The 21,415-nt window shown below is 66.1% G+C and carries 22 protein-coding genes and 1 riboswitch; of the genes, 13 read left to right on the top strand and 9 right to left on the bottom strand.

From position 1 onward, the window contains the following. Window positions 1-42 precede the first annotated feature (42 nt). A riboswitch (TPP riboswitch) is annotated at window positions 43-139 on the top strand. The 4 genes from thiO to SCD90_RS04875 all read left to right on the top strand — a co-directional run bounded on the left by thiO (window position 129) and on the right by SCD90_RS04875 (window position 2,907). Further along, window positions 129-1,304 carry a glycine oxidase ThiO gene (thiO, locus tag SCD90_RS04890; RefSeq protein ID WP_319843512.1) on the top strand — a complete coding sequence of 392 codons (1,176 nt, stop codon included), beginning with the start codon at window positions 129-131 and terminating at the stop codon, window positions 1,302-1,304. It overlaps the preceding riboswitch by 11 nt. Before the next feature lie 7 nt (window positions 1,305-1,311). Then, complete coding sequence (thiS, locus tag SCD90_RS04885; RefSeq protein WP_319843511.1) at window positions 1,312-1,518, top strand: sulfur carrier protein ThiS; 207 nt, start codon at window positions 1,312-1,314, stop codon at window positions 1,516-1,518. A gap of 1 nt (window position 1,519) precedes the next feature. Beyond that, window positions 1,520-2,302, top strand: a complete 783-nt coding sequence (gene thiG, locus SCD90_RS04880) for a thiazole synthase (RefSeq protein ID WP_319843510.1) — start codon at window positions 1,520-1,522, stop codon at window positions 2,300-2,302. Continuing rightward, on the top strand, window positions 2,299-2,907 hold the full coding sequence (locus tag SCD90_RS04875) for a thiamine phosphate synthase (protein ID WP_319843509.1): 609 nt from the start codon (window positions 2,299-2,301) through the stop codon (window positions 2,905-2,907). The genes thiG and SCD90_RS04875 overlap by 4 nt, the downstream gene beginning before the upstream one ends. 64 nt (window positions 2,908-2,971) lie before the next feature. Here the strand turns inward: SCD90_RS04875 and SCD90_RS04870 are convergent, their stop codons facing one another. The 5 genes from SCD90_RS04870 to SCD90_RS04850 are packed head-to-tail and all read right to left on the bottom strand — an operon-like array spanning window position 2,972 to window position 7,195. Next, window positions 2,972-4,195 carry a molybdopterin molybdotransferase MoeA gene (locus SCD90_RS04870; protein ID WP_319843508.1) on the bottom strand — a complete coding sequence of 408 codons (1,224 nt, stop codon included), beginning with the start codon at window positions 4,193-4,195 and terminating at the stop codon, window positions 2,972-2,974. After that, entirely contained in the window at window positions 4,196-4,675 is a 480-nt protein-coding gene (gene moaC / locus SCD90_RS04865; protein WP_319843507.1) for a cyclic pyranopterin monophosphate synthase MoaC, read from the bottom strand. Continuing rightward, window positions 4,672-5,487, bottom strand: coding sequence for an indole-3-glycerol phosphate synthase TrpC (gene trpC, locus SCD90_RS04860; protein ID WP_319843506.1), 816 nt, complete (start codon window positions 5,485-5,487; stop codon window positions 4,672-4,674). The genes moaC and trpC overlap by 4 nt, the downstream gene beginning before the upstream one ends. A gap of 24 nt (window positions 5,488-5,511) precedes the next feature. Further along, the gene (gene trpD / locus SCD90_RS04855) at window positions 5,512-6,573 is read right to left on the bottom strand and encodes an anthranilate phosphoribosyltransferase (protein ID WP_319843505.1); all 1,062 of its coding nucleotides are present in this window, start codon (window positions 6,571-6,573) and stop codon (window positions 5,512-5,514) included. A gap of 1 nt (window position 6,574) precedes the next feature. Continuing rightward, a complete protein-coding gene (locus tag SCD90_RS04850; RefSeq protein WP_319843504.1) occupies window positions 6,575-7,195 on the bottom strand; it encodes an anthranilate synthase component II in 621 nt (206 codons plus the stop codon). A 78-nt stretch (window positions 7,196-7,273) separates the two neighbouring features. On the opposite strand from SCD90_RS04850, the gene SCD90_RS04845 reads away from it, so the two are divergent. After that, window positions 7,274-7,411 carry a hypothetical protein gene (locus tag SCD90_RS04845; protein WP_319843503.1) on the top strand — a complete coding sequence of 46 codons (138 nt, stop codon included), beginning with the start codon at window positions 7,274-7,276 and terminating at the stop codon, window positions 7,409-7,411. A gap of 3 nt (window positions 7,412-7,414) precedes the next feature. Here the strand turns inward: SCD90_RS04845 and trpE are convergent, their stop codons facing one another. Together trpE and SCD90_RS04835 are read right to left on the bottom strand one after the other, a co-directional pair. Next, window positions 7,415-8,947, bottom strand: a complete 1,533-nt coding sequence (trpE, locus tag SCD90_RS04840) for an anthranilate synthase component I (RefSeq protein WP_319843502.1) — start codon at window positions 8,945-8,947, stop codon at window positions 7,415-7,417. 8 nt (window positions 8,948-8,955) lie between these two features. Then, a complete protein-coding gene (locus SCD90_RS04835; protein ID WP_319843501.1) occupies window positions 8,956-10,851 on the bottom strand; it encodes a peptidylprolyl isomerase in 1,896 nt (631 codons plus the stop codon). Window positions 10,852-10,973: 122 nt separating this feature from the next. Between SCD90_RS04835 and tpiA the strand changes: the two genes are divergently transcribed. From tpiA to kdsA, 5 genes are all read left to right on the top strand, one after another. Then, window positions 10,974-11,744, top strand: a complete 771-nt coding sequence (gene tpiA / locus SCD90_RS04830) for a triose-phosphate isomerase (RefSeq protein WP_319843500.1) — start codon at window positions 10,974-10,976, stop codon at window positions 11,742-11,744. 112 nt (window positions 11,745-11,856) lie between these two features. Then, complete coding sequence (secG, locus tag SCD90_RS04825) at window positions 11,857-12,426, top strand: preprotein translocase subunit SecG (protein ID WP_319843499.1); 570 nt, start codon at window positions 11,857-11,859, stop codon at window positions 12,424-12,426. Window positions 12,427-12,500: 74 nt separating this feature from the next. Continuing rightward, a complete protein-coding gene (locus tag SCD90_RS04820; RefSeq protein ID WP_319843498.1) occupies window positions 12,501-14,129 on the top strand; it encodes a CTP synthase in 1,629 nt (542 codons plus the stop codon). A 212-nt stretch (window positions 14,130-14,341) separates the two neighbouring features. Beyond that, window positions 14,342-15,463, top strand: a complete 1,122-nt coding sequence (locus tag SCD90_RS04815; RefSeq protein ID WP_319843497.1) for an acyltransferase family protein — start codon at window positions 14,342-14,344, stop codon at window positions 15,461-15,463. A 21-nt stretch (window positions 15,464-15,484) separates the two neighbouring features. Beyond that, entirely contained in the window at window positions 15,485-16,321 is an 837-nt protein-coding gene (gene kdsA / locus SCD90_RS04810) for a 3-deoxy-8-phosphooctulonate synthase (RefSeq protein WP_319843496.1), read from the top strand. Here the strand turns inward: kdsA and SCD90_RS04805 are convergent. Then, window positions 16,318-17,316 carry a DUF1835 domain-containing protein gene (locus SCD90_RS04805; RefSeq protein ID WP_319843495.1) on the bottom strand — a complete coding sequence of 333 codons (999 nt, stop codon included), beginning with the start codon at window positions 17,314-17,316 and terminating at the stop codon, window positions 16,318-16,320. The genes kdsA and SCD90_RS04805 overlap by 4 nt on opposite strands. Before the next feature lie 193 nt (window positions 17,317-17,509). Here SCD90_RS04805 and eno point away from each other — a divergent pair, with 193 nt between their 5' ends. After that, entirely contained in the window at window positions 17,510-18,793 is a 1,284-nt protein-coding gene (eno, locus tag SCD90_RS04800; RefSeq protein WP_319843494.1) for a phosphopyruvate hydratase, read from the top strand. A gap of 48 nt (window positions 18,794-18,841) precedes the next feature. Here eno and SCD90_RS04795 read toward each other — a convergent pair whose 3' ends face one another. Beyond that, window positions 18,842-19,627, bottom strand: a complete 786-nt coding sequence (locus tag SCD90_RS04795) for a hypothetical protein (protein ID WP_319843493.1) — start codon at window positions 19,625-19,627, stop codon at window positions 18,842-18,844. Between the two features lie 209 nt (window positions 19,628-19,836). Here SCD90_RS04795 and SCD90_RS04790 point away from each other — a divergent pair, with 209 nt between their 5' ends. Further along, window positions 19,837-20,172, top strand: coding sequence for an FtsB family cell division protein (locus SCD90_RS04790; protein WP_319843492.1), 336 nt, complete (start codon window positions 19,837-19,839; stop codon window positions 20,170-20,172). 191 nt (window positions 20,173-20,363) lie between these two features. Then, window positions 20,364-21,392 (top strand): pyruvate dehydrogenase (acetyl-transferring) E1 component subunit alpha, encoded by a 1,029-nt coding sequence (gene pdhA, locus SCD90_RS04785; RefSeq protein WP_319843491.1) that lies wholly within the window; start codon window positions 20,364-20,366, stop codon window positions 21,390-21,392. Window positions 21,393-21,415 lie beyond the last annotated feature (23 nt).

Genomic DNA, 21,415 nt, shown 5'->3' with positions numbered 1-21,415 from the left:
GCGCTCCGGCTTGCACCAATCTGCCAGCGGGACTATCTCCACAACAGACGCCCGGGGTGCCGCTATCTGGCGGCTGAGATCAAACCCGACGAACCTGATCTGGGTCATTCCAGCGAAGGGAGTGTGACATGACGAAAATCATCAAGATGACGGACCATAATGCTGCCCGCCGGTTCGACGTGGCCATCATTGGCGGCGGCATCATCGGCCTTTCCGTCGGCCGTTCACTGCTCAAGCGAGGCTTGTCCGTCGGCGTCTTCGAGCGAGGTGTGGTGGGCTCGGGCGCAACGCGCGCAGCGTCCGGCATGCTGGCCGCCACCGCCGAGGTAGAGCCGGGGGAGGACGACCTGCTGCCACTGACGCTTGCCAGCCAGGATCTGTGGCACGGCTTCGCGAAGGAACTTGAGGCGGAGACAGGGCTGTCCGTCGATTACCGCGCGGAGGGCACCATGGTGGTGGCGCTGTCCCGCGACGAAGTGGACCGGCTGCGCTTTCGCCACCAGCTGCAGACGCGCCTTGGCCTCAAGACCGACTGGCTGCCCGGCAGCGCTGCCCGTGAGCGCGAGCCTGGGCTGAGGCCGAACGTTGCCGGTGCGATCCTGTGCGAACAGGATCATCAGGTGGATGCACGTCTGGTCGCAGCCGCGCTCAAGGCAGCGTTCGAGGCGGCAGGCGGCGCGCTGTTCGAGAACACCGCGGTCATTTCGCTCGAGCGCAGCGGGGGCAGGGTCACCGGGCTTTTGACAGAAGCGGAGCGCGTCGAGGCCGGCACCTTCGTTCTGGCGGCTGGAGCATGGTCTCCGCAGCTGGTGCCGGACCTTCAGATTCCCGTCCGTCCGCTGCGCGGCCAGTCCATGGCGCTGCGCATGGACCCGCGGATGCCGGCCCTGACGCATGTGGTCTGGACCGAGCAGATCCACATGGCCCCGAAAGGCGACGGCCGGCTCGTCATCGGAGCGACGGTGGAGGAGCGCGGGTTCGACCAGCGCAACACCGCGGGCGGCGTGTTCGCCTTGCTTGAGGCAGCCCGGCAGGCTCTGCCAAGCATGGAAGATCTGGCCATCGACGAGATCTGGGCCGGTTTCCGGCCGACATCCCTGGACGATGCGCCGATCTTCGGTGAAGTGGGGATCGACGGGCTGGTGGTGGCCACCGGCCATCACCGCAACGGGATCCTGCTGGCGCCGGTCTCCGCGCGGGCGATCAGCGATCTCATCGCGGAGGGGCAGATGAGCGGGCCGGAAGCGGCCTTCACGCTGCAACGGTTCAGCCGCAACACAAGCCGGCTCAATGAAGGGGCCTGAGAGCACGATGGAACTGGTGGTGAATGGCCAGCCGCGCGAATGCGACGCCGAAACGGTGGACGCGCTGCTGGCCGGTGAACTGGAAGAAGGCCACACCCGCCGCGGCATCGCCGTGGCGGTGAACGGCCAGATCGTACCCCGGGCGGAGTGGCCGCGGCGGGTTTTCTCCAAAGGCGACCGCGTGGAGATCGTCCACGCACTGCCGGGAGGCTGACATGACGAACGACATCCTGAATGACCCCTTCGAAGTCGGCGGCGAGACCTTCCGCTCCCGCCTCTGGCTGGGCACGGCCGGCTATCCCAACCAGAAGGTGCTGATGGACAGCGTGGAGGCCAGCCGCTGCGAGATGGTCACCATGTCCATCCGCCGCGTGTCGCTGGCCGGCGAGAACTTCGACACGGTGAAGCTGCTGCGGGACTACAAGTTCCTGCCCAATACCGCCGGCTGCGAGACCGCGCGTGACGCCATCCTGACCGCCGAACTGGCGCGGGAGGCGCTTGAGACGAACTGGATCAAGCTCGAGATCATCGGCGATCGCGAGACTTTGTATCCGGACGTGCAGGAACTGCTGAAGGCCACCGAACAGCTGGTTTCGATGGGCTTCACGGTGCTGCCGTACTGCAATGACGACCCGGTGGTCTGCCAGCGACTGGCCGATGCCGGCGCTGCTGCGGTGATGCCGATGGGTTCGCTGATCGGCTCGGGCATGGGGGTGGCCAATCCGGCCAATATCGAGCTGATCTGCCGGCGCTCGCCGGTTCCGGTGGTGGTGGATGCGGGCATCGGCACCGCGTCGGATGCCGTCATTGCCATGGAACTCGGCGCTTCCGCCGTGCTGCTGAACACGGCTGTGTCCAAGGCCGCCGATCCCGTGCGCATGGCGGCCGCCATGGGGCACGCCGTCGATGCCGGCCGTCTCGCCTATCTGGCCGGGCGCATCCCGCGCCGCAGCCGCGCGGAGCCGTCCAGCCCGCAACTCGGTCTCGTCGGTTCGTGACGCTGCCGCGCCTGCTCGTTATCACCGACCGGATACTGGCCCGGTCCGGTGTGGAGCAGGTGGCGGAAGAGGTCGCACGGGCCGGAGGCTGGCTGCTGCTGCGGGACAAGGATCTTGCGGGTGAAGAGCGCCGGCAACTGGCGCATCGCCTGCGGCGGATCACTCGTGAGCACGGGACGGCGTTCTCCGTCAGTGCCGACATCGCTCTGGCTGGAGAGGTGGATGCGGACGGGGTGCATCTTCAGGAGCTCCCAGCAATCCCCGTGGCCCGAGCGGCGCTGGGCGCGGGGAGCTGGATCGGCTTTTCCGCTCATTCCATCGCGGATGTGGCGGCTGCTCACTCAGCCGGTGCGGACTACGTTACGCTCAGCCCTATCTACGAGACATCGAGCAAGCCGGGCTATGGCCCCGTGCGTGGGACTGACTTCGTGAGGCAGGCCGCTGGCCTGGGATTGCCGGTATTCGCTTTGGCGGGACTTGCGCCGGCGCGGGCGGTCGAATGCCGCTTGGCTGGGGCCTACGGCGTGGCCGTGATGGGAGGCATCATGTGTTCGGAGAATCCCGGCGCCGAGGTGGGCCTCTATCTCGAAGCACTTGGGCGCTGAAAGGCGCCTCGCGACCAACATCCTTCGACAAGCTCAGGATGAGGTTTGTCGGATCGGTTCGCGCCTAATCGAAGTCCGTCAGCCGCAGGACGCGGCAGACGCTTCCGGCGGGCTGTGGACCTTCGTTCGCGGCGCGCACGATCAGGCAGTTCGAGTCGGCGAGAACCCGCAGCATGGACGAATCCTGCTTCTGCGCAGGCGAGGCGACCGGCACGCCGTGGCTGTCGAAGGTAAGCCTGCCGCGCACATAATCCTCGCGCCAGTCATTGGCCGGCAGGGCAATGCTGAGTTGCGCGCGCTCCAGCCGATGATGGATCTCGCGCCGGCCAAGCAGCGCCCGAACCAGCGGAACGAGGAAGAGCCAGGCGCAGACATGCGCGCTGACGGGATTGCCGGGAAGGCCGAGCGTGCGCATGCCGCCCAGCGTGCCGAACATCATCGGGCGGCCGGGACGCATCGCAATGCGCCAGAAATCGAGTGTCATGCCCTCGGCTGCGAGCGCCGGGCGGATCAGGTCGTGATCTCCCACGGATGCGCCGCCGGTGGTGACCAGCACGTCGAAACCTTCATCACGCGCCCGCCGGCACGCGGCGCGGATGGTGTCGAGATCGTCCGCAGCGATGCCGAAATCTGTGGCCTCGCCACCGGCCGCTTCCACCAGGGCGCAAAGAGCTGAATTGTTGGATGCGGTGATCTGGCCGCGCCGCGGCTCGGCGCCGGGTGGCACCAGTTCATCGCCGGTCGAGAGCACCGCGACGCACGGCTTGCGCGCGACATGGACCTGCACGTTGCCCGTGGCCGCAGCCAATCCGACCATGCGCGGCGAAAGCCGCTGGCCGGGCTCGACGAGCACGTCTCCGGACCGGAAATCCAAGCCTTCCGCGCGGACGAACTGGCCCTCGGTCACGCCCGTCAGGACGCGCACGCGGTCGGCGTCCCGTTTCGCGTTCTCCTGGATGAGGATGGCGTCGGCACCTTCCGGCAGCGCGCCTCCGGTGAAGATGCGGACGGCTTCGCCGCTGTTCAGCGGCTGCTCGAAGACGTGGCCCGCCGAAGATTCGCCAATGACCCGAAGTTCCGCGCCGGTCTGCGCGTTTGCGGCACGGACGGCATAGCCATCCATGGCCGAGGAACGAAATGGCGGCTGGGTGCGCCGCGCTGCGAGAGGCTCGACAAGAGTGCGGCCAAGCGCGGCGGCGTAATCCACCGCCTCCGAGCCGACCGGCCCCGCACCCGCGAGCACGCGTGCCAGCGCATCCGACACCGAGAGGAGGGGCTGGCCGGTCACCTAGTCTGCCTGCCAGGTGCCCGAGCGTCCGCCCGACTTCGCCAGCAGGCGCACATTTTCGATGCGCATGCCGCGATCCACCGCCTTGGCCATGTCGTAGATGGTGAGGCAGGCGACCGACACGCCGGTCAGCGCTTCCATTTCCACGCCGGTTTGTCCCTTCAACTTGGCCGTGCAGACCACGCGCAGGCCGGGCAAGGCCGGATCGGGCGTGATGTCGACGAGTACCTTGGACAGCATCAAGGGATGGCAAAGCGGGATCAGGTCGGACGTCTTCTTCGCGGCCATAATGCCGGCCAAACGGGCCGTGCCGATGACGTCCCCCTTCTTGGCATCGCCGCGTAGGATGAGGTCCAGCGTTTCGGGTGCCATGACCACGCAGCCCTCGGCGCGGGCCTCGCGTTCGGTCTCCGCCTTGTCGGAGACGTCCACCATATGGGCCTCGCCCGTCTCGCGGATATGGGTGAGGCCGGAGCTCACTCGGCGGCAGCTTCGGCTTGATAGGGCGCGAGCAGGGCGCGGGTCGCTGCCTCGACGTCGTCCTGACGCATCAGGCTTTCGCCGACGAGGATCGCCCGTGCGCCGGCTGCGGCTGCACGGCTGACATCGTAGGGCGTGAAGATGCCGCTCTCGCCGACCATCATGCGGTCCGGTGGGATCAGCGAACCAAGCTTTTCGGTCACCGACAGGCAGACCTCGAAGGTGCGGAGATCACGGTTGTTGATGCCGATCATCCGCGCGTCGAGCTGAAGCGCGCGATCGAGTTCAGCCGGATTGTGAACCTCTGCGAGAACGTCGAGATCCCAGTCCCTGGCAGCAAGAGTGAGGTCGCGCGCTTCCTCGTCTGTCACGGCTGCAAGGATAATGAGGATGGCATCCGCGCCCCAGGCGCGCGCTTCCGCGACCTGATAGGTGTCGAACATGAAGTCCTTGCGCAGCACGGGCAGCGAGCACGCAGAGCGGGCGGCCACCAGGAACTCGGGAGCGCCCTGGAAGCTCGGTTGGTCGGTCAGGATGGACAGGCAGGCCGCGCCGCCCGCCTCATAGGCGCGGGCGAGGGCCGGCGGATCGAAGTCCGGGCGTATCAAGCCCTTCGACGGGCTGGCCTTCTTGATCTCCGCGATCAGGCCGGTCTTGCCGGCGTCAAGCTTCGCATCCAGCGCACGGGCGAAGCCGCGCACCGGAGAAGCGGCGCGAGCCTTCGCCTCGATGTCGGCGAGCGAACGCTGCTGCTTCGCCTCTTCGATTTCACGGCGCTTGTAGAGCTCGATCTTTGCGAGGATGTCGCTCACCGGTGGTGCTCCGTGGATTTCAGATCAGAGTGCTTCATCGCGCGCTTCATCGCTCTCTTGCGTCAGCAGCCGGGTGCGGTTCGACACGTCGATGAGGGCATCGAGACGCTCACGCGCCGCCCCTCTGTCCACGCTCGCCTGCGCCATCTGAACGGCTTCCGCAAACTCGGTCGTCCGCCCGGCCACGACGAGCGCGGCGGCGGCATTCATCACCGAGACATCCCGATAGGCGGTGCGCGCGCCGTTCAGCACCCCGATCAGGGCTGCTGCGTTGAATGCCGCGTCGCCACCCTTGAGGTCCGCAGGCTGGCAGCAGGTGAGCCCGAAATGCTCCGGCTCTATCTCGAAGTGCCGCACGGTGCCGTTCTTCACCTCGGCCACATAGGTGTGCGCCGTGTTGGTGATCTCGTCCATGCCGTCAGAGCCGTGGACGATCCACGAATGCGTGGTGCCGAGCGCGAGCAGGGCATTGGCGATGGGCTCGATCCAGGAGCGCGAGAACACGCCCACCATCTGGCGCGTCACGCCGGCCGGGTTGGAGAGCGGGCCGAGGATGTTGAAGATGGTGCGGATGCCAAGTTCGGCGCGCGCGGGACCGACATACCTCATGGCCGTGTGATGGTTTGGGGCGAACATGAAGCCGATGCCGGCCTCACGGATGCAGCGCGAAATCTCTGCCGGGATGAGGTCGATGTTGACGCCCAGTGCCACGAGCACATCGGCGGCGCCTGACTTGGAGGACAGCGCGCGGTTGCCGTGCTTCGCCACCGGCACGCCGGCGCCGGCCACGATGAAGGAGGCGCATGTGGAGATGTTGTAGGAGCCGGCATTGTCGCCACCGGTACCCACCACGTCCACGGCTCCGGCAGGAGCATGCACGGGTGTCATCTTGGCGCGCATCACGGAGACAGCGGCTGCGATCTCGTCCACGGCTTCGCCGCGCACCCGCAGCGCCATCAGGAAGGCGCCGATCTGCGCGGCGGTTGCCTCGCCCGACATGATGATGCCGAAGGCTTCCGTCGCCTCCTGACGGGAAAGAGGCCGGCCATCCGCGACGCGGGCGATGAAGGGGCGGAAACGTTCCATCTCAGCCTGCCCGACGCAGCGACGGCGCAGGATGCCCGGCGTTCCATTCCTCGGCGAGAGCGAGGAAGTTCGCGAACAAGGTCGAGCCATGCTCCGAGGCGATGCTCTCCGGATGAAACTGCACGCCGTGAACTGGATGTGTCTTGTGCGCGAGGCCCATGATCAGTCCGTCCTCGCTCTCCGCCGTGATGGCGAGATCATCGGGAAGGCTGGTGCGGTCCACAACAAGCGAATGGTAGCGGGTGGCGTTAATGGGGCCGTTGATGCCGCGGAAGACGCTTTGTCCGGAATGATTGATGCGGTTCACTTTGCCGTGCACGGGCACCGGGGCCCGCACCACCTCTCCGCCATACACGTCGCCCATGGCCTGCAGGCCAAGGCAGATGCCGAGCATGGGCACGGTGGGGCCCGCCTCGCGGATCAGGTCGCAGGATATGCCGGCCTCGCGCGGCGTGCAGGGTCCGGGCGAGATCACGATGGCGTCCGGCTGCTGCGCCATCACCTCGTCCACGGTGGTCTTGTCGTTGCGCAGCACCGTAACGCGCGCGCCGAGCCGCCCGATGGCGTGCAGCACGTTGAAGGTGAAGCTGTCGTAATTGTCGATGAGGATGACGCGTGTCATGCGGGGCTTTTAGCAGAAGCCCGACGCGCTCGCCACACGGCCGGTGGCATGCCGATAGTCCGCGTTCTATAAGGGGGCATGAACAAGCCCGTCGCAGCCTTCATCCTGGTTCTGCTCGTCGCCGCAGCGGCGGCTGCCTATATGAACCTGACCGTCAGCGGCGAGCTGATGAAGACCCTTCCGCCGCCGCCGGACGCCGTCCAGCAGCGGCCCTGAGGCCTACTGGCCGCGCCGCCCCTGTGCGGCGAAGCGCACGGCTTCCTCGGCGGCGCGGAACAGGGCACGCGCCTTGTTGTGGCACTCCGCGTTCTCGCTCTCGGGCACCGAATCGGCGACGATCCCGGCACCCGCCTGCACATACATGCGGCCGTCCTTGATGACGGATGTGCGAAGCGCGATGCAGGTATCCATCGCGCCATTGGCACCGAAATAGCCGACGCATCCGGCATAGATGCCGCGCTTGTCCTTCTCCAGTTCGTCGATGATCTCCATCGCACGCACCTTCGGCGCGCCGGAAACCGTGCCGGCCGGGAAGCCCGCAACGAGCGCATCCAGTGCATCGTGCCCAGCCGCGAGCTTGCCCTCCACATTGGAGACGATGTGCATGACGTGGCTGTAGCGCTCGAGGAAGAACTTGCCGGTCACCTCGACGGTGCCGATCTCGGCGACACGGCCGACATCGTTGCGGCCGAGATCCAGCAGCATCAGGTGCTCGGCCAGTTCCTTCGGGTCGGCTAGCAATTCCTCGCCCAAAGCTGCGTCCTCAGCCGGTGTCGCGCCGCGCGGGCGGGTGCCGGCAATGGGCCGGATGCTGACCACGCCGTCCCGCGATCGGACAAGGATTTCAGGACTGGAGCAGACGATCTGGAAGCCGCCCAGATCAAGGAACACGAGGAACGGCGCGGGATTGACCCGCCTTAGCGCCCGATAGAGCGAGAACGGCGGCAGTTCGAACGGCGCCTCGAATCGCTGGGACAGCACTACCTGGAAGATGTCGCCGGCCGCGATGTACTCCTTGGCCTGCGCCACCATGGCGTAGAACCTGTCGGTCGACGTGTTGGACGTCAGGTCCGGGCCCACTGCCGGATGCTCCGTGATGGCGGCGTCGCCGCGGGGAAGGGGACTTTCGAGCGCGTCCAGTGCTGCCGTCAACCGTTCCCGTGCCTGCGCGAGCGCGGCATCGCTGGGCACGCCCGGCTGCTGCCTGACCGGCGTGACGATCGTGATCTCGTCGCGGACCGCATCGAACACCACCATCACAGTGGGTCGCATCAGGAGCGCGTCCGGAACGCCGAGCACATCGGTGTTCGCCTCCGGCAGCGCTTCCATGTGGCGGACCATGTCGTAACCGAGATAGCCGAACACGCCCGCCGACATGGGCGGCAGCGACGGCGGCATCGAGATGGCCGATTCGCCCAACAGCGCGCGCAGGCTGTCGAGCGGCGGCAGGCCGGTGGGCTGGAAGCCCTGCGGGTCGCCCGCAGGATCGCGGTTCATTTCCGCGAACTCGCCCCGGCACCGCCACAGAAGATCGGGCTTCAACCCGATCATGGAATAGCGCCCGCGCGTCTCGCCGCCTTCCACCGATTCCAGGAGGAAGGCATTGCCGCGCGGCCCGCCTTCGCCGGCCGTCAGCTTCAGATAGGCCGAGACCGGGGTTTCGAGATCGGCAACCAAAGTCGTCCAGACGATCTGGGCTTCCCCGGCAAGATAGGCGGCGGCGAATGTGTCTGCCGAGGGGTGGAACTGCATGGCCGGCCCTAGTTCTCGGTCTGCCCGCCAAGCGTCGTGGCGAGCAGCTGGGTGTTGACCGTCGCGCCGGTGTCCGTCTGCAGCCGCTGCACATACTGGCCGGCCAGATCGTTCTCGATGCTGTCGGCAATCTGCGTGCGGGCCTGCGCAAGCACCGGCTGGTCGGCCGGCATCGGGGGAACCTGAACGGTCGTGACCTGGAAGATGGCCCGTGCCCCGGTCTGGGCCGGCGCGGTGGCGAACGTGCCCTGTGGCGTCGAGAAGATTTGCGCCGTTCCAGCCTGGCCGAGCACCGGGTCACCGCCGCGACGGTCGATGTTCTGCGCCGAAAGCACCTCCACACCCTCGCGGGCAGCCAGTTCGGGCAGCCTGACCGTGCCGGCGCGAAGCTCGTTCAGCGCCGCATCGATCTTGGCGTCGAGCGCCTTGCGCGCCTCCTCCTCCTGCCAGCGTGCCAGCACGTCGGCACGGGCTTCCTCGAAGGTCCGCGGGCGCGCCTGAGCGACATTGGTCACGTCGAACCAGACATATCCGCTGCCCTCGATCTGAACGGCGTCGTTCTCCACGCCGAGATCGGACGCGAAGGCCGCCGCCAGCACGGGCTCGCCACCGGGCACCCCTGCCGATTCGCCGCTGGCCTTGCGGCCCTGGCGGTCCACGCCTTCGAAGGTGCTGGTGGTGAGGTTCAGCTTCTGCGCGATCTCGGCAAGCGTGGAGCCGCTGGCGCGCGCGTCCTCGACCTGATCGTGAATCTCGCCCATCCGGGACGTCGCCTTCTCGGTCGCCATCGCCGCGCGCAATTCCTCCCGCACCTCCTCGAAGCTGCGCACCTGCTCGGGCTCGATAGCCGTGACCCGCAGCAGAACGGTGGAGAAGTCACCCTGCACGGGAGCGCTGACCTCGCCCTGCGGAAGAGCGAACGCGGCGTCGGCGATCTTGCGGTCGATGATGGCCTCCTTCGTGGAGGGACCAATAGTCAGGTCGGCGGCGGCTACGTTGCGTGCCGTCGCGGTGTCCTCGAACGAGGTGCCCGCTGCGATCTTTGCCGCGGCTTCCGTAGCCTCCGCGATAGACGGGAAGGGGATGCGCTGGATGGTGCGGCGCTCCGCCGTGGTGTAGCGGGCGCGGTCCTGCTCGTAGCGGGCGCGAAGTTCCTCGTCCGAGATCTGCTGGGCGCCTGCGACCGCTTCGACGGTGTCCGCGAGCACAAGCAGCGTGCGGCGCTCGGGCTCCTGGAAGGTTCCCTTGCGCTCTTCGAAGAAGGCTTGCAGCGCTGCCTCGTCCGGCGCGGCAATGGTGTCGGCCGCGGGCGGCGGCAGGAGCACATAGCTTGCGGAACGGCGTTCGTTCTGGTGGCGGAAGACGGCCTCCACCAAGGCTGCCGGCGCGGTAACGCCGCCGGACACGCTGTCGATGATCTGGCGGCGTGCCATCAGACGGCGCTGTTCCGCGACATACATGGCCTCCGTGAAGCCATTCGAGCGCAGGATCTGGTTGAAACGGCTGATGTCGAACGCGCCGTTGGGACCGCGGAAATTCTCGTCCGCCGTGATGACGTTCGCCACCACCTCATCGGGGACCGCAAGCCCAAGGTCGCGGGCGCGCTCGTCCAGCGTGGCTTCGCCGATCATCTGCGACAGCACGCGCTGGTCCAGCCCGATGGCCCGGGCATCGGCAGGGCTGAGGGGACGGCCGATCTGGCTGCCCGCGCGCTGCACGGCGCGGTTGAACTGGTCGCGGAACTGCTCCGGCGTGATGCGCGTGTTGCCCACTGTTGCGATTGCGTTCGCGCTGCCGCCGCGAACAAGGTCACCGATGCCCCAGACGGCGAAGCTCAGCACGATGAGGAGAAGAAATCCCTTCATCACGAAGCCGCTGGCATGTTTGCGCATCGAGTTCAGCATGGAACAGGTCCGGGGATCGGTGGTGGGGACGAGGCAAGTTGAGTTGGCGACCATATAGCTGGCGCATGCGCAGCACCGCAACGCTTGCGCATGAGCAGGGAGAGGCCGCACAAACACGTGTGATGAATCAGGAGTTTGCCGTGTCCGACGCCCCCCGTCCGCTGATCGCCGGAAACTGGAAGATGAACGGGCTGCGAGCGGCGCTGCAGGAGATCGAGACGCTGCGCGACGCGGTGCGGGCGGGGCATGTCGGTTCGGTCGACCTCGCGATCTGCCCGCCGGCGACATTGATCCACGCTGCGGTGCAGGCCTGCGGAGGCGTGCTCAGCATCGGCGGGCAGGACTGCCACGGGGCACCCTGCGGCGCGCACACCGGGGACATCTCGGCCGAGATGCTCGCCGATGCCGGTGCCGGTCTTGTCATCGTCGGCCATTCCGAGCGCCGCACGGATCACCACGAATCCAACCCCACGGTGCGCGCCAAGACCGAGGCGGCGTGGCGTGCTGGCTTGATCGCTGTGCTCTGCGTCGGCGAACTTCGCGAAGAACGCGAGGAGGGGCGCGAGACCGAAGTCGTGGGCGGCCAGCTGGCGGGTTCCGTTCCCGACGGGGCGACGCCGGACAACCTCGTTGTCGCCTACGAGCCGGTCTGGGCCATCGGGACCGGATTGACGCCGACCTGCGAGGACATTGCTGCCATCCACCTTTTCATTCGTGGCGAACTTGTGACCCGCTTCGGAGAGGCCGGGCAGGGCATCCGCATCCTCTACGGCGGCTCCGTGAAGCCAGGCAATGCGCGGGAATTGATGGCGGTCGAGAACGTCGACGGTGCTCTTGTCGGCGGCGCGAGCTTGAAGGCCACCGACTTCCTGGCCATCTGTGCCTGCCTGTAACACCTGATACCTTTGGCGGGGTTCAGCGCCTGCCGCCCGCGCGTGGCGGGGGTGGCTTATACCGTGGACGTGGTGTAAGCACCGCGCCAACTCACCTACAGCCCGGTCGGAAATGCACACCGTTCTCATCGTCGTCCACCTCATGATCGTGCTGGCGCTCGTCGTCGTGGTGCTGCTCCAGCGCTCGGAAGGCGGCGGTCTCGGCATGGGCGGTGGCGGGGGCAACTTCATGTCAAGCCGCGGCCAGGCCAATGCCCTGACGCGCGCAACGGCCGTCCTTGCGGCAGGGTTCTTCATCACCTCCATCACGCTTGCCATTCTCGCAGGCACCAACCGCATTCCGAACTCGATCATCCAGCGCGCGGCGCCTCCCGGAAGCGCCGATCGTCCCGCTGTGCCGACCGAAGGCGGAATTCTTGGAACCCTGCGTCCGCAGGCTCCGATTTCCGGCGCCTCCGAGAACCAGACGCCGGCTCCGGCGCCCGCTGCTGCTCCGGCAGCTCCGCAGGCACCGATCGCCTCGGAGCAGCCGACTGCGCCGGCACCTGCTCCCGCAGCGCCGCAGCCCGAAGCTCCCGCAGCGGCTCCGGAGGCTCCGGCGGCAGCCCAGCCCGCTCCGGCTCCTGTCGAGCCCGCCGCGCCGGCCGAGCCTGCGGCACCGCCAGCGCCGCCCGCGCAGTAAACCTGTGGACGCCCGGCCTGCCGGGCGCCTCATCACTTTCGCAAATTGGTCAGGAAGGAATAGGGTGTAGGCCCATGACGCGGTATGTCTTTATCACCGGCGGCGTGGTGTCCTCCCTGGGCAAGGGGCTGGCCTCGGCTGCTCTCGGAGCGCTGCTTCAGGCGCGCGGCTATACGGTGCGGCTGCGCAAGCTGGACCCCTACCTGAACGTCGACCCCGGCACGATGAGCCCCTACCAGCACGGCGAGGTCTTCGTGACCGACGACGGCGCAGAGACGGACCTGGACCTCGGCCATTACGAGCGCTTCATCGGCGTTCCGACCGGCAAGCAGGACAACATCACCACGGGGCGGATCTACCAGGAGATCATCACGAAGGAACGGCGCGGGGATTACCTCGGCGGAACCGTCCAGGTGATCCCGCACGTGACGGACGCCATCAAGGACTTCGTCCTTTCCGGCAATGACGGCTTCGATTTCGTGCTGGTGGAAATCGGCGGCACGGTGGGTGACATCGAGGGCCTGCCGTTCTTCGAGGCCATCCGCCAACTGGGCAACGACCTGCCGCGCGGCCAGTGCATCTACATCCATCTGACTCTGCTGCCCTACATCCCCAGCGCCGGCGAGCTGAAGACAAAGCCGACGCAGCACTCCGTCAAGGAGCTGCGCTCCATCGGCATTCAGCCGGATATCCTGCTGTGCCGCACGGATCGCCCGATCCCGGCGGACGAGCGCCGCAAGATGGGCCTGTTCTGCAATGTACGCCCGGAAGCGGTGATCGAGGCGCGCGACGTGGACTCGATCTACGACGTGCCTGTCGCCTATCACCGGCAGGGGCTGGACCGTGAAGTTCTGCGCGCCTTCAGCCTGCCGGAAGGCGATGCGCCGGATCTGACGCGCTGGACCACGATTTCCGAGCGGCTGCACAACCCCGAGGGCGAGGTGACCATCGCCATCGTGGGCAAATACACCGGCCTGAAGGACGCCTATAAGTCCCTGAACGAGGCCTTGGTGCATGGCGGCATCGCCAATCGCGTCAAGGTGAACCTCGACTGGATCGAGAGCGAGGTCTTCGAGAACGAGGACCCGGCGCCGTATCTCGAACACGTCCACGGCATCCTTGTGCCGGGCGGCTTCGGAGTGCGTGGCGTCGAGGGCAAAATCCGCGCGGCGACCTTCGCGCGTGAACGCAAAGTGCCTTACTTCGGCATTTGCCTCGGCATGCAGATGGCGGTGGTCGAGGCCACCCGCAATCTTGCCGGTGTCTCGGAGGCGAACTCCACGGAGTTCGGCCCGACGCCGGAGCCCGTGGTCGGCCTTCTGACGGAATGGGTGCGTGGCAATGTGCTGGAGCAGCGCGCCGCAGGCGGCGACCTTGGCGGCACGATGCGCCTCGGCGCCTATCAGGCCAGCCTCAAGCCCGGCTCCAAGGTTGCCGACATCTACGGCGCGACCGATATCCAGGAGCGTCACAGGCATCGCTACGAAGTGAACACGGGCTATCGGGAAAGGCTCGAAGAGAAGGGCGTGCGCTTCTCCGGAATGTCACCCGACGGCGTGTTGCCGGAGATCATCGAACTCGAGAATCACCCCTGGTTCGTGGGCGTCCAGTTCCATCCGGAGCTTAAATCCAAGCCGTTCGAGCCGCATCCACTGTTCGCAAGCTTCATCGAAGCCGCCGTCGTGCAGAGCCGGTTGGTCTGAGGACGAGATCGCGTACGGCACGTGTTCGCTGCGTTAAGCATAGGCGAGCACCTTCGTTGAAAGTGCCTACGATTGTAGCTATCCACCTAAACGTCGTGGGTATGTACTGAAGGCCGCAATTGGCCGTGCCGCTCGGGAAGAGGTTTCCGATCCGGGTCGGACGACGAGCCGCTCTACTTGCCGGATGACGCGCTCTTTTCAAGGCTCGGTGCATGATCACCAGGACCGCCACGAAGAACTATCTGCTGAACATCCAGGTTCTTCGCTTCGTGGCGGCCTTCCTCGTGGTCCTCGGGCATGTGCTGACATCAGCGGACAGGATGCCGCTTCAGGGCGATCAACTCTCGCTCACGCGGAGCTTCGCGGACAGCTTCGGCATCGGCGTCGATATCTTCTTCATCATCAGCGGCTTCATCATGTTCTACCTCTGCCACGACAAGTTCGGGCAGAAAGGGCAAAGCAGCAGCTTCCTGCTTCGCCGCTTCATCAGGGTTGTCCCGATCTACTGGGCGTTCACCGCGCTCATGGTGGCCTCGATCCTGATCTTCGCCGATCAGGTCACTACCGCCATCATCAATCCCGAGCATCTTCTGGCGTCGCTGGCCTTCATCCCCTGGATGAATCCGGATGGCATCATGCGCCCCGTTCTCAAGCTGGGCTGGACGCTGAACTACGAGATCTTTTTCTATCTGGCGTTCGGGCTGGCGCTGAACCTGCCTCGACGGATTGCGCTGCCAGTGCTGTTCTCGGTTTTCCTGATGGCGGTGGCGTTCAACGCGTTCGTGCCGTCCGAGCTGTGGATCCTCAAGTTCTGGTCGGATCCCATCATCCTCGAATTCCTGTTGGGCATTGGCCTGGCGGCTGCTTTTCTCCGGGAATGGCGCCTCTCCTTCACCCAGTCGGCCGCCCTGATCGCGCTGGCGTGCTTTACGCTCATATTCCTGGTGCCGGTTGCCCAACTCCATGGCGTCACCTTCAGGCCGCTGATTTTCGGCATCCCGTCACTGATGATCTGCGCCGCCTTCGCGTTCGGTCCGCAGATGTCGGCCGATCGGCTGCTGGACCGTGCGCTCGTCCTGTTCGGCACGGCATCCTACTGCCTCTACCTCTCGCATCCCTTCATCCTGAATGCCGTTGAGCGAATGGGAATTGGATGGTGGAGCACGCACCCCGGGGCGTTCGTCATGGCGGCCTGCGTGGCTTCGGTCTTCGGCTCCATCGGTCTTTACCTGTGGCTGGAGAGGCCACTGGTGCGGCTGTTCTCCCGGTTCGGGAAGCTCTCGACGGGGCTGCGGCGCGCGCCGGCCGAGCCGCTCGCGGTGGAGAAGTCCTGAAGATCGGCGTATGAGGTTCGCATGACCTCACATGCCGTAAATGTCGGGCCCGTCCGGTTCGGCAACAATCTCCCGCTGTCGCTGATCGCGGGGCCTTGCCAGCTCGAATCTCGAGATCACGCTTTCGAGGTCGCATCCGCCCTCAAGGAGATCACAGGCCGCCTCGGGATCGGGCTCGTGTTCAAGACCAGCTTCGACAAGGCGAACCGCACCTCCGCCAATGCGGCGCGCGGCATCGGCCTTGAGGCGGCGCTTCCCATCTTCGCCGAGATTCGGGAAAGGCTCGGCCTGCCGGTGCTGACCGATGTGCACGACGCCGCGCAGTGCGCGCCCGTGGCCGAGGCCGTGGACGTGCTGCAGATCCCCGCTTTCCTGTGCCGGCAGACCGATCTCCTGCTGGCCGCGGCTGCCACCGGTCGCGCAGTGAATGTGAAGAAGGGGCAGTTCCTGGCACCCTGGGACATGAAGAACGTGGTCGAGAAGATCACGGCAGCAGGAAACACCGACGTGCTGGTGACCGAGCGCGGCGTCAGCTTCGGCTACAACACGCTGGTGTCCGACATGCGGGCGCTGCCGGTGCTGCGCGCGACGGGAATGCCGGTGATCTTCGACGCCACCCATTCCGTGCAGCAGCCGGGCGGGCAGGGCACCTCCTCGGGCGGCCAGCGCGAGTTCGTACCCGTGCTGGCGCGAGCTGCCGTGGCGGTTGGCGTGGCCGGCGTCTTCATCGAGACGCATCCCGATCCGGACCGTGCGCCGAGCGATGGGCCCAACATGATCGCGCTGCGCGACATGGAGGCGTTGCTTTCGAACCTGATGGCCTTCGACCGGCTCGCGAAGGCGCAGATCGCCGCCTAGCGGGGCGCGATCATCTCGCCTGCCTTGCGGTCGTAGCGCAGCTGCAGGGCCGGGCGCAGCCTGACGCCGCCGATCCAGCGGTCGACATCATTGGCCATCGCATGGTCGAGGCCGCCGCTCAGGACCTCGCGTCCGGCATCGGTCAGGCGGACCTCGGCACCGGCGAAGTCGGCATAAGAGGCGGGCAGCCCGTCTTCTGCGTCGAGCTTTTCGCTCCGCAGGCAGTACGGTGCTGGAAGACCGTTCAAGAGGGGCTCCTTGACGAAGGCGAGCCCGCCCACGCGCCGGAAGAAGCTGGCGTCGGCCATGAACCGCGCATCTTCCTGGCCTGTCACGTCACGGAACAGATCGGCGGCGGTGGCGGGTCCATCTTGCAGGCGTTCGAGGATGCGCTCCTCCGTCAGGCTCAGGCCACGTACGGGGTCGGGAAATTCGGCGAGCAGTCGCAGGATTGCGGGCTTCAGAAACGGCAGGGCACCGGTGTCATGTGACGAAAACTGCACCAGGGCCGAAGGATCGGGAGACGTGAACGCCCGCCAGCCATGGCAGGCCAACTCGAATTGCATCGGCGAGACCCGCATCGCAGTCGTAGACAGCGCCTCGACATCTTCGACCCTCGTGAGACCGAGATAGCTGTCGGCCTGCACAAGATAGATGTTCTCCATCCGCTGCTGTTCGGCGAAGAAGTGCAGGATCTGCAGCAGTTGAAGCTGATCATAAAGATCGTGCTCCAGCCAGATCTCGATGCGCTCATAGTCCCGGTGCTGGCGGATCGTCGTGTCGCGTTCGGCGAAGCGCAGGGCCACTTCGTCGCGCGGCATGCCGAACTCCTCGGCCAGGAAGGCGGCCCTTAGCTGGGAGAGCCGCTCCAGCGGCTCGTCCTCCGGCACCGGGCCGTCGTGCAGCACGTCACGCCATGGCAGGATGTCGCCAGTCATGCCGCCTGCGCGAAGCCGTTCGACTGCGGCGTCCCCGTTCGTCACGATCAGGCGCATGCGTATTCTCCCTGTTCACCGGAAGGGCCGAACATCACCGCCGCATCCGGCGATTTGTTGGCCGGAGCGCGGCGCAGGCTTGATCCAGACGGCGGCCCCCGCCGCATCCGATCACGTCCGCGTGGCTCGGCCTTTGCGTCAGCGCGGGCAATTGGCTACACAACGCGCTCCTCCATTTCCTTCGGAGTTTCCTATGACAGCCATCGTCGACATCATCGGCCGCGAAATCCTCGACAGCCGGGGCAACCCGACCGTGGAAGTGGATGTGGTGCTGGAGGATGGCTCCATGGGCCGTGCCGCCGTGCCCTCTGGCGCCTCGACGGGCGCGCATGAGGCGGTCGAGCTTCGTGATGGCGACAAGAGCCGCTACCTCGGCAAGGGCGTGCTCAAGGCGGTCGACGCCGTGAACGTCGAGATCTTCGATGCGCTTGGCGGTCTGGATGCCGAGGACCAGACCAAGATCGACGAGATCATGATCAATCTCGACGGCACGCCGAACAAGGCGCGCCTCGGGGCGAATTCGATTCTCGGCGTGTCGCTGGCCGTGGCCAAGGCGGCCGCCGAAGCTTCCGGCCTGCCGCTCTATCGCTATGTGGGCGGGGCGTCGGCCCGCATGCTGCCGGTGCCGATGATGAACATCGTCAATGGCGGCGTGCATGCAGACAACCCCATCGACTTCCAGGAATTCATGATCCTGCCCGTCGGGGCCCCGAGCTTCTCCGAGGCTGTGCGCACCGGCGCGGAGATCTTCCACACGCTGAAGAGTGCGCTGAAGAAGGCCGGCCACAACACCAATGTGGGTGACGAGGGCGGCTTCGCCCCGAACCTTCCTTCCGCCACCGCAGCCCTCGACTTCGTGATGGCGGCCATCGAGACGGCAGGCTTCAAGCCGGGCGAGGACGTGTTCATCGGGCTGGACTGCGCCGCGACGGAGTTCTTCCGCGACGGCGCCTACCGCTATGAGGGCGAGGGCGTGAACCGCTCGCCGCGCGAGCAGGCCGAGTATCTTGCGAAGCTGGCGGCCGACTATCCCATCGTGTCCATCGAGGACGGCATGTCGGAGGACGATTGGGAGGGCTGGAAAGCCGTCACTGATCTTGTCGGCAGCAAGTGCCAGCTGGTCGGCGACGACCTGTTTGTGACGAACGTGTCGCGCCTCTCGCAGGGCATCAAGAGCGGCACGGCCAACTCGATCCTGGTCAAGGTCAATCAGATCGGCACCCTGACCGAAACGCTGGCCGCCGTGGATATGGCCCACCGCGCCGGCTACACCGCCGTGATGTCGCACCGTTCCGGCGAGACCGAGGATTCGACGATCGCGGACCTCGCGGTCGCGACGAATTGCGGGCAGATCAAGACGGGTTCGCTGGCGCGTTCCGACAGGCTTGCGAAGTACAACCAGCTGATCCGCATCGAGGAAGAGCTCGGAACGCAGGCGCTGTATGCCGGACGCGGGGCGCTGAAGGCGCTGGCCTGAACAGCACGCTCAGCGGGAATAGACGGCCGGGCGATTGCCCGGCCTTTTCTAGCGCTGGCGAAAGGTCAGCCGCAGAGCGCCGTGGGCCGATGGCTCACCTTCTGCCGGCAGGTTGTAGCCGACATCGCCGCTCAGGGTGGCCGAGAGACCTGTGTCGCCAAGCCTGTCGAAGCTCGCCGAGGTTGTCAGCTTTGGCTCTACGGCTGCCGTCGCTGCAGCCTCTGTCCAGTTGAGCTGCGGTGCGATCTCGGACCCAATCCGCACATTATCGAGGATCTGAACGGAACTGCGATACCCGGCCCGCGCGGTGACCGTCTCCTGACCTCCAGCCGAGTCGTAATTGCCTGCCGCGGTGCCGGACACGAAGATGCCCTCGCGCCCGCGGAATGGGTTTGCCTTTAGCTCCCAGGCCAAGCGGTCACCGGACGACGGATCACCCGGCTGGATGACTTGCGTCGAGAGTTCGAGAGGAAGCGTCGTGCCGACGACCTGCACGCCGACCGCCTTGTCCGGCGCGCCTTCGAAGGGGTTCAGCAGATCTCGCTTCGCGTCCAGGCCGGATGCGATCACTGTCGTGCGTACCTGCTCGCGCCTTGTCAGCGGCTTGGGCTTCACACGCGCGAAGGTGAAGGCGCCGGACGGGGCCTGCATGACCGCGCTCAGGTTCTCGGCGAGGCTGTCGCAGACCTCCCGCAGGTCGGCGGAAAAATCGGCCTCATCGCAGCTGATCGCCTGCGGCTCGGGTTGAACGTCCAAATTCGGGTTCTCGGCACGGGCCGGAACGCCGGCCAGCAAAGAAAGCGCCGTCCACGCTGCAAGCTGCCTATGGGCCATGGATGGCCTCCCGCGTCTGTTGCCAACGGGCAGGGGAGTGGAATCCATGCGCCGCCGAAGCGGTGCGTCGTCAGGTGAATCCTACGCGCTCTCGACATTCACTCAAGCCAGCAGCGAACATGCCCGCCCTGCGCGGAGCCCGGCCATTCTCCCGCGCTTGTGAAGCGCGCTTAACCGGATGCTAACCAAGCAAGTGGACCTTTGTCCTCATGATCGTTCGCACGCGAATCCGCTCGCTCATCTTCAATCTCAGCCTGTGGCTCATCGCCGCCGGTGCTGTGGCCTATTTCGGCTACCACAGCATCCATGGCGAACGCGGACTGCGGGCCCACCGCAGCTTCGAGACGGAGATCGCGAACCTGAACGGCAAGCTGCAGGAGCTGGTGGCGGAGCGTGAGGCGCTCGAACTGCGAGTCGGCCAGTTCGAACCCTCTGCGGTCGATCGCGACCTTCTCGACGAGGAAGCCAGACGCAGCCTCGGCTGGATGGCCCCGAACGACCGCATCCTGATCATTCCCGCCTCCCTCCAGCGCAGCGCCTTCTAGTTCACGGCTGGCGCCATGCGTCAGACGCATGCCAGAACTGCCCCTGACGCTCCTCAACCCTCTCATTCTCTTGGCTTTCCCTGCGGAAGCGCCTAGAGCGGGGCGGCTCGCTTTTGCCTAACCGTTAGGCTAACGTCCGGGCAAAATAGAAGCGATCCGGACGGATCCGCCGTCTCATGCAGGGAGTTCGTATGGCCGCGTCCACCGCTCAGGCGACCGCCAATACTGCCGAAACGTCCGGCACCAATTTCGAGCAGATCGCCGAGTTCTCGCAGGAGCAGGAACTCAAGGCGCTGCGCGAGATGCTGGCAATCCGTCGCTTCGAGGAGAAGGCGGGCCAGCTTTACGGCATGGGCCTCATCGGCGGTTTCTGCCACCTCTATATCGGCCAGGAAGCCGTCGTCGTCGGCATGCAGATGGCGTTGAAGGAGGGTGACCAGGTCATCACCGGCTATCGCGACCACGGCCACATGCTGGCCACCGGCATGGACATGAACGGCGTGATGGCCGAACTGACCGGCCGGCGCGGCGGCTATTCGCGCGGCAAGGGCGGCTCCATGCACATGTTCAGCCGCGAGAAGCACTTCTATGGCGGCCACGGCATTGTCGGCGCCCAGGTTTCGCTCGGCACCGGGCTGGCCTTCGCCAACAAATATCGTGGCACGGACAATATCGCGGTCGCGTATTTCGGCGACGGCGCGGCCAACCAGGGCCAGGTCTATGAGAGCTTCAACATGGCGAAGCTCTGGAAGCTGCCGGTGATCTACGTGGTGGAGAACAACCGCTACGGCATGGGCACCGCCTACACCCGGGCGTCCTCGACCACCGACTTCTCGCAGCGCGGCCGCTCGTTCGACATTCCCGGCGAGAAGGTGGACGGCATGGATGTGCGCGCCACCTACGCCGCCGCACAGCGGGCCGTGGAATATGCCCGCTCGGGCCAGGGTCCCTACATCCTCGAGATGGAGACCTACCGCTATCGCGGGCACTCCATGTCCGACCCGGCCAAGTACCGCTCCAAGGAAGAAGTGCAGAAGATGCGCGAGGAGCACGACCCCATCGAGCAGGTGCGCAAGCGCCTGCTTGCGGGGGGCGTGGCCGAGGACGAGCTGAACGCGATGGACAAGGACATCCGCGCCGTCGTCAACGCTGCCGCTGAATTCGCCAGCAGCGATCCCGAGCCGGACGTGTCCGAGCTCTGGACCGACATTCTGCACTGATCCCACGACGCGTCCCGCAACGC

This window comes from Terrihabitans rhizophilus, from assembly GCF_033898525.1.
GTDB lineage: Bacteria > Pseudomonadota > Alphaproteobacteria > Rhizobiales > Methylopilaceae > Flaviflagellibacter > Flaviflagellibacter rhizophilus.
The sequence above is the reverse complement of the archived record's forward strand: the minus strand, read 5'-3'. Positions and strand labels throughout refer to the sequence as shown.

What these genes read in the sequence shown, in the direction of transcription:
- thiO (WP_319843512.1), top strand. Translation starts at nt 129, where the DNA reads ATGACGAAAATCATCAAGATGACGGACCATAATGCTGCCCGCCGGTTC.
- thiS (WP_319843511.1), top strand. Translation starts at nt 1,312, where the DNA reads ATGGAACTGGTGGTGAATGGCCAGCCGCGCGAATGCGACGCCGAAACG.
- thiG (WP_319843510.1), top strand. Translation starts at nt 1,520, where the DNA reads ATGACGAACGACATCCTGAATGACCCCTTCGAAGTCGGCGGCGAGACC.
- trpD (WP_319843505.1), bottom strand. Translation starts at nt 6,573, where the DNA reads ATGGAACGTTTCCGCCCCTTCATCGCCCGCGTCGCGGATGGCCGGCCT.
- SCD90_RS04850 (WP_319843504.1), bottom strand. Translation starts at nt 7,195, where the DNA reads ATGACACGCGTCATCCTCATCGACAATTACGACAGCTTCACCTTCAAC.
- SCD90_RS04845 (WP_319843503.1), top strand. Translation starts at nt 7,274, where the DNA reads ATGAACAAGCCCGTCGCAGCCTTCATCCTGGTTCTGCTCGTCGCCGCA.
- trpE (WP_319843502.1), bottom strand. Translation starts at nt 8,947, where the DNA reads ATGCAGTTCCACCCCTCGGCAGACACATTCGCCGCCGCCTATCTTGCC.
- SCD90_RS04835 (WP_319843501.1), bottom strand. Translation starts at nt 10,851, where the DNA reads ATGCTGAACTCGATGCGCAAACATGCCAGCGGCTTCGTGATGAAGGGA.
- tpiA (WP_319843500.1), top strand. Translation starts at nt 10,974, where the DNA reads ATGAATCAGGAGTTTGCCGTGTCCGACGCCCCCCGTCCGCTGATCGCC.
- secG (WP_319843499.1), top strand. Translation starts at nt 11,857, where the DNA reads ATGCACACCGTTCTCATCGTCGTCCACCTCATGATCGTGCTGGCGCTC.
- SCD90_RS04820 (WP_319843498.1), top strand. Translation starts at nt 12,501, where the DNA reads ATGACGCGGTATGTCTTTATCACCGGCGGCGTGGTGTCCTCCCTGGGC.
- SCD90_RS04815 (WP_319843497.1), top strand. Translation starts at nt 14,342, where the DNA reads ATGATCACCAGGACCGCCACGAAGAACTATCTGCTGAACATCCAGGTT.
- kdsA (WP_319843496.1), top strand. Translation starts at nt 15,485, where the DNA reads ATGACCTCACATGCCGTAAATGTCGGGCCCGTCCGGTTCGGCAACAAT.
- SCD90_RS04805 (WP_319843495.1), bottom strand. Translation starts at nt 17,316, where the DNA reads ATGCGCCTGATCGTGACGAACGGGGACGCCGCAGTCGAACGGCTTCGC.
- eno (WP_319843494.1), top strand. Translation starts at nt 17,510, where the DNA reads ATGACAGCCATCGTCGACATCATCGGCCGCGAAATCCTCGACAGCCGG.
- SCD90_RS04795 (WP_319843493.1), bottom strand. Translation starts at nt 19,627, where the DNA reads ATGGCCCATAGGCAGCTTGCAGCGTGGACGGCGCTTTCTTTGCTGGCC.
- SCD90_RS04790 (WP_319843492.1), top strand. Translation starts at nt 19,837, where the DNA reads ATGATCGTTCGCACGCGAATCCGCTCGCTCATCTTCAATCTCAGCCTG.
- pdhA (WP_319843491.1), top strand. Translation starts at nt 20,364, where the DNA reads ATGGCCGCGTCCACCGCTCAGGCGACCGCCAATACTGCCGAAACGTCC.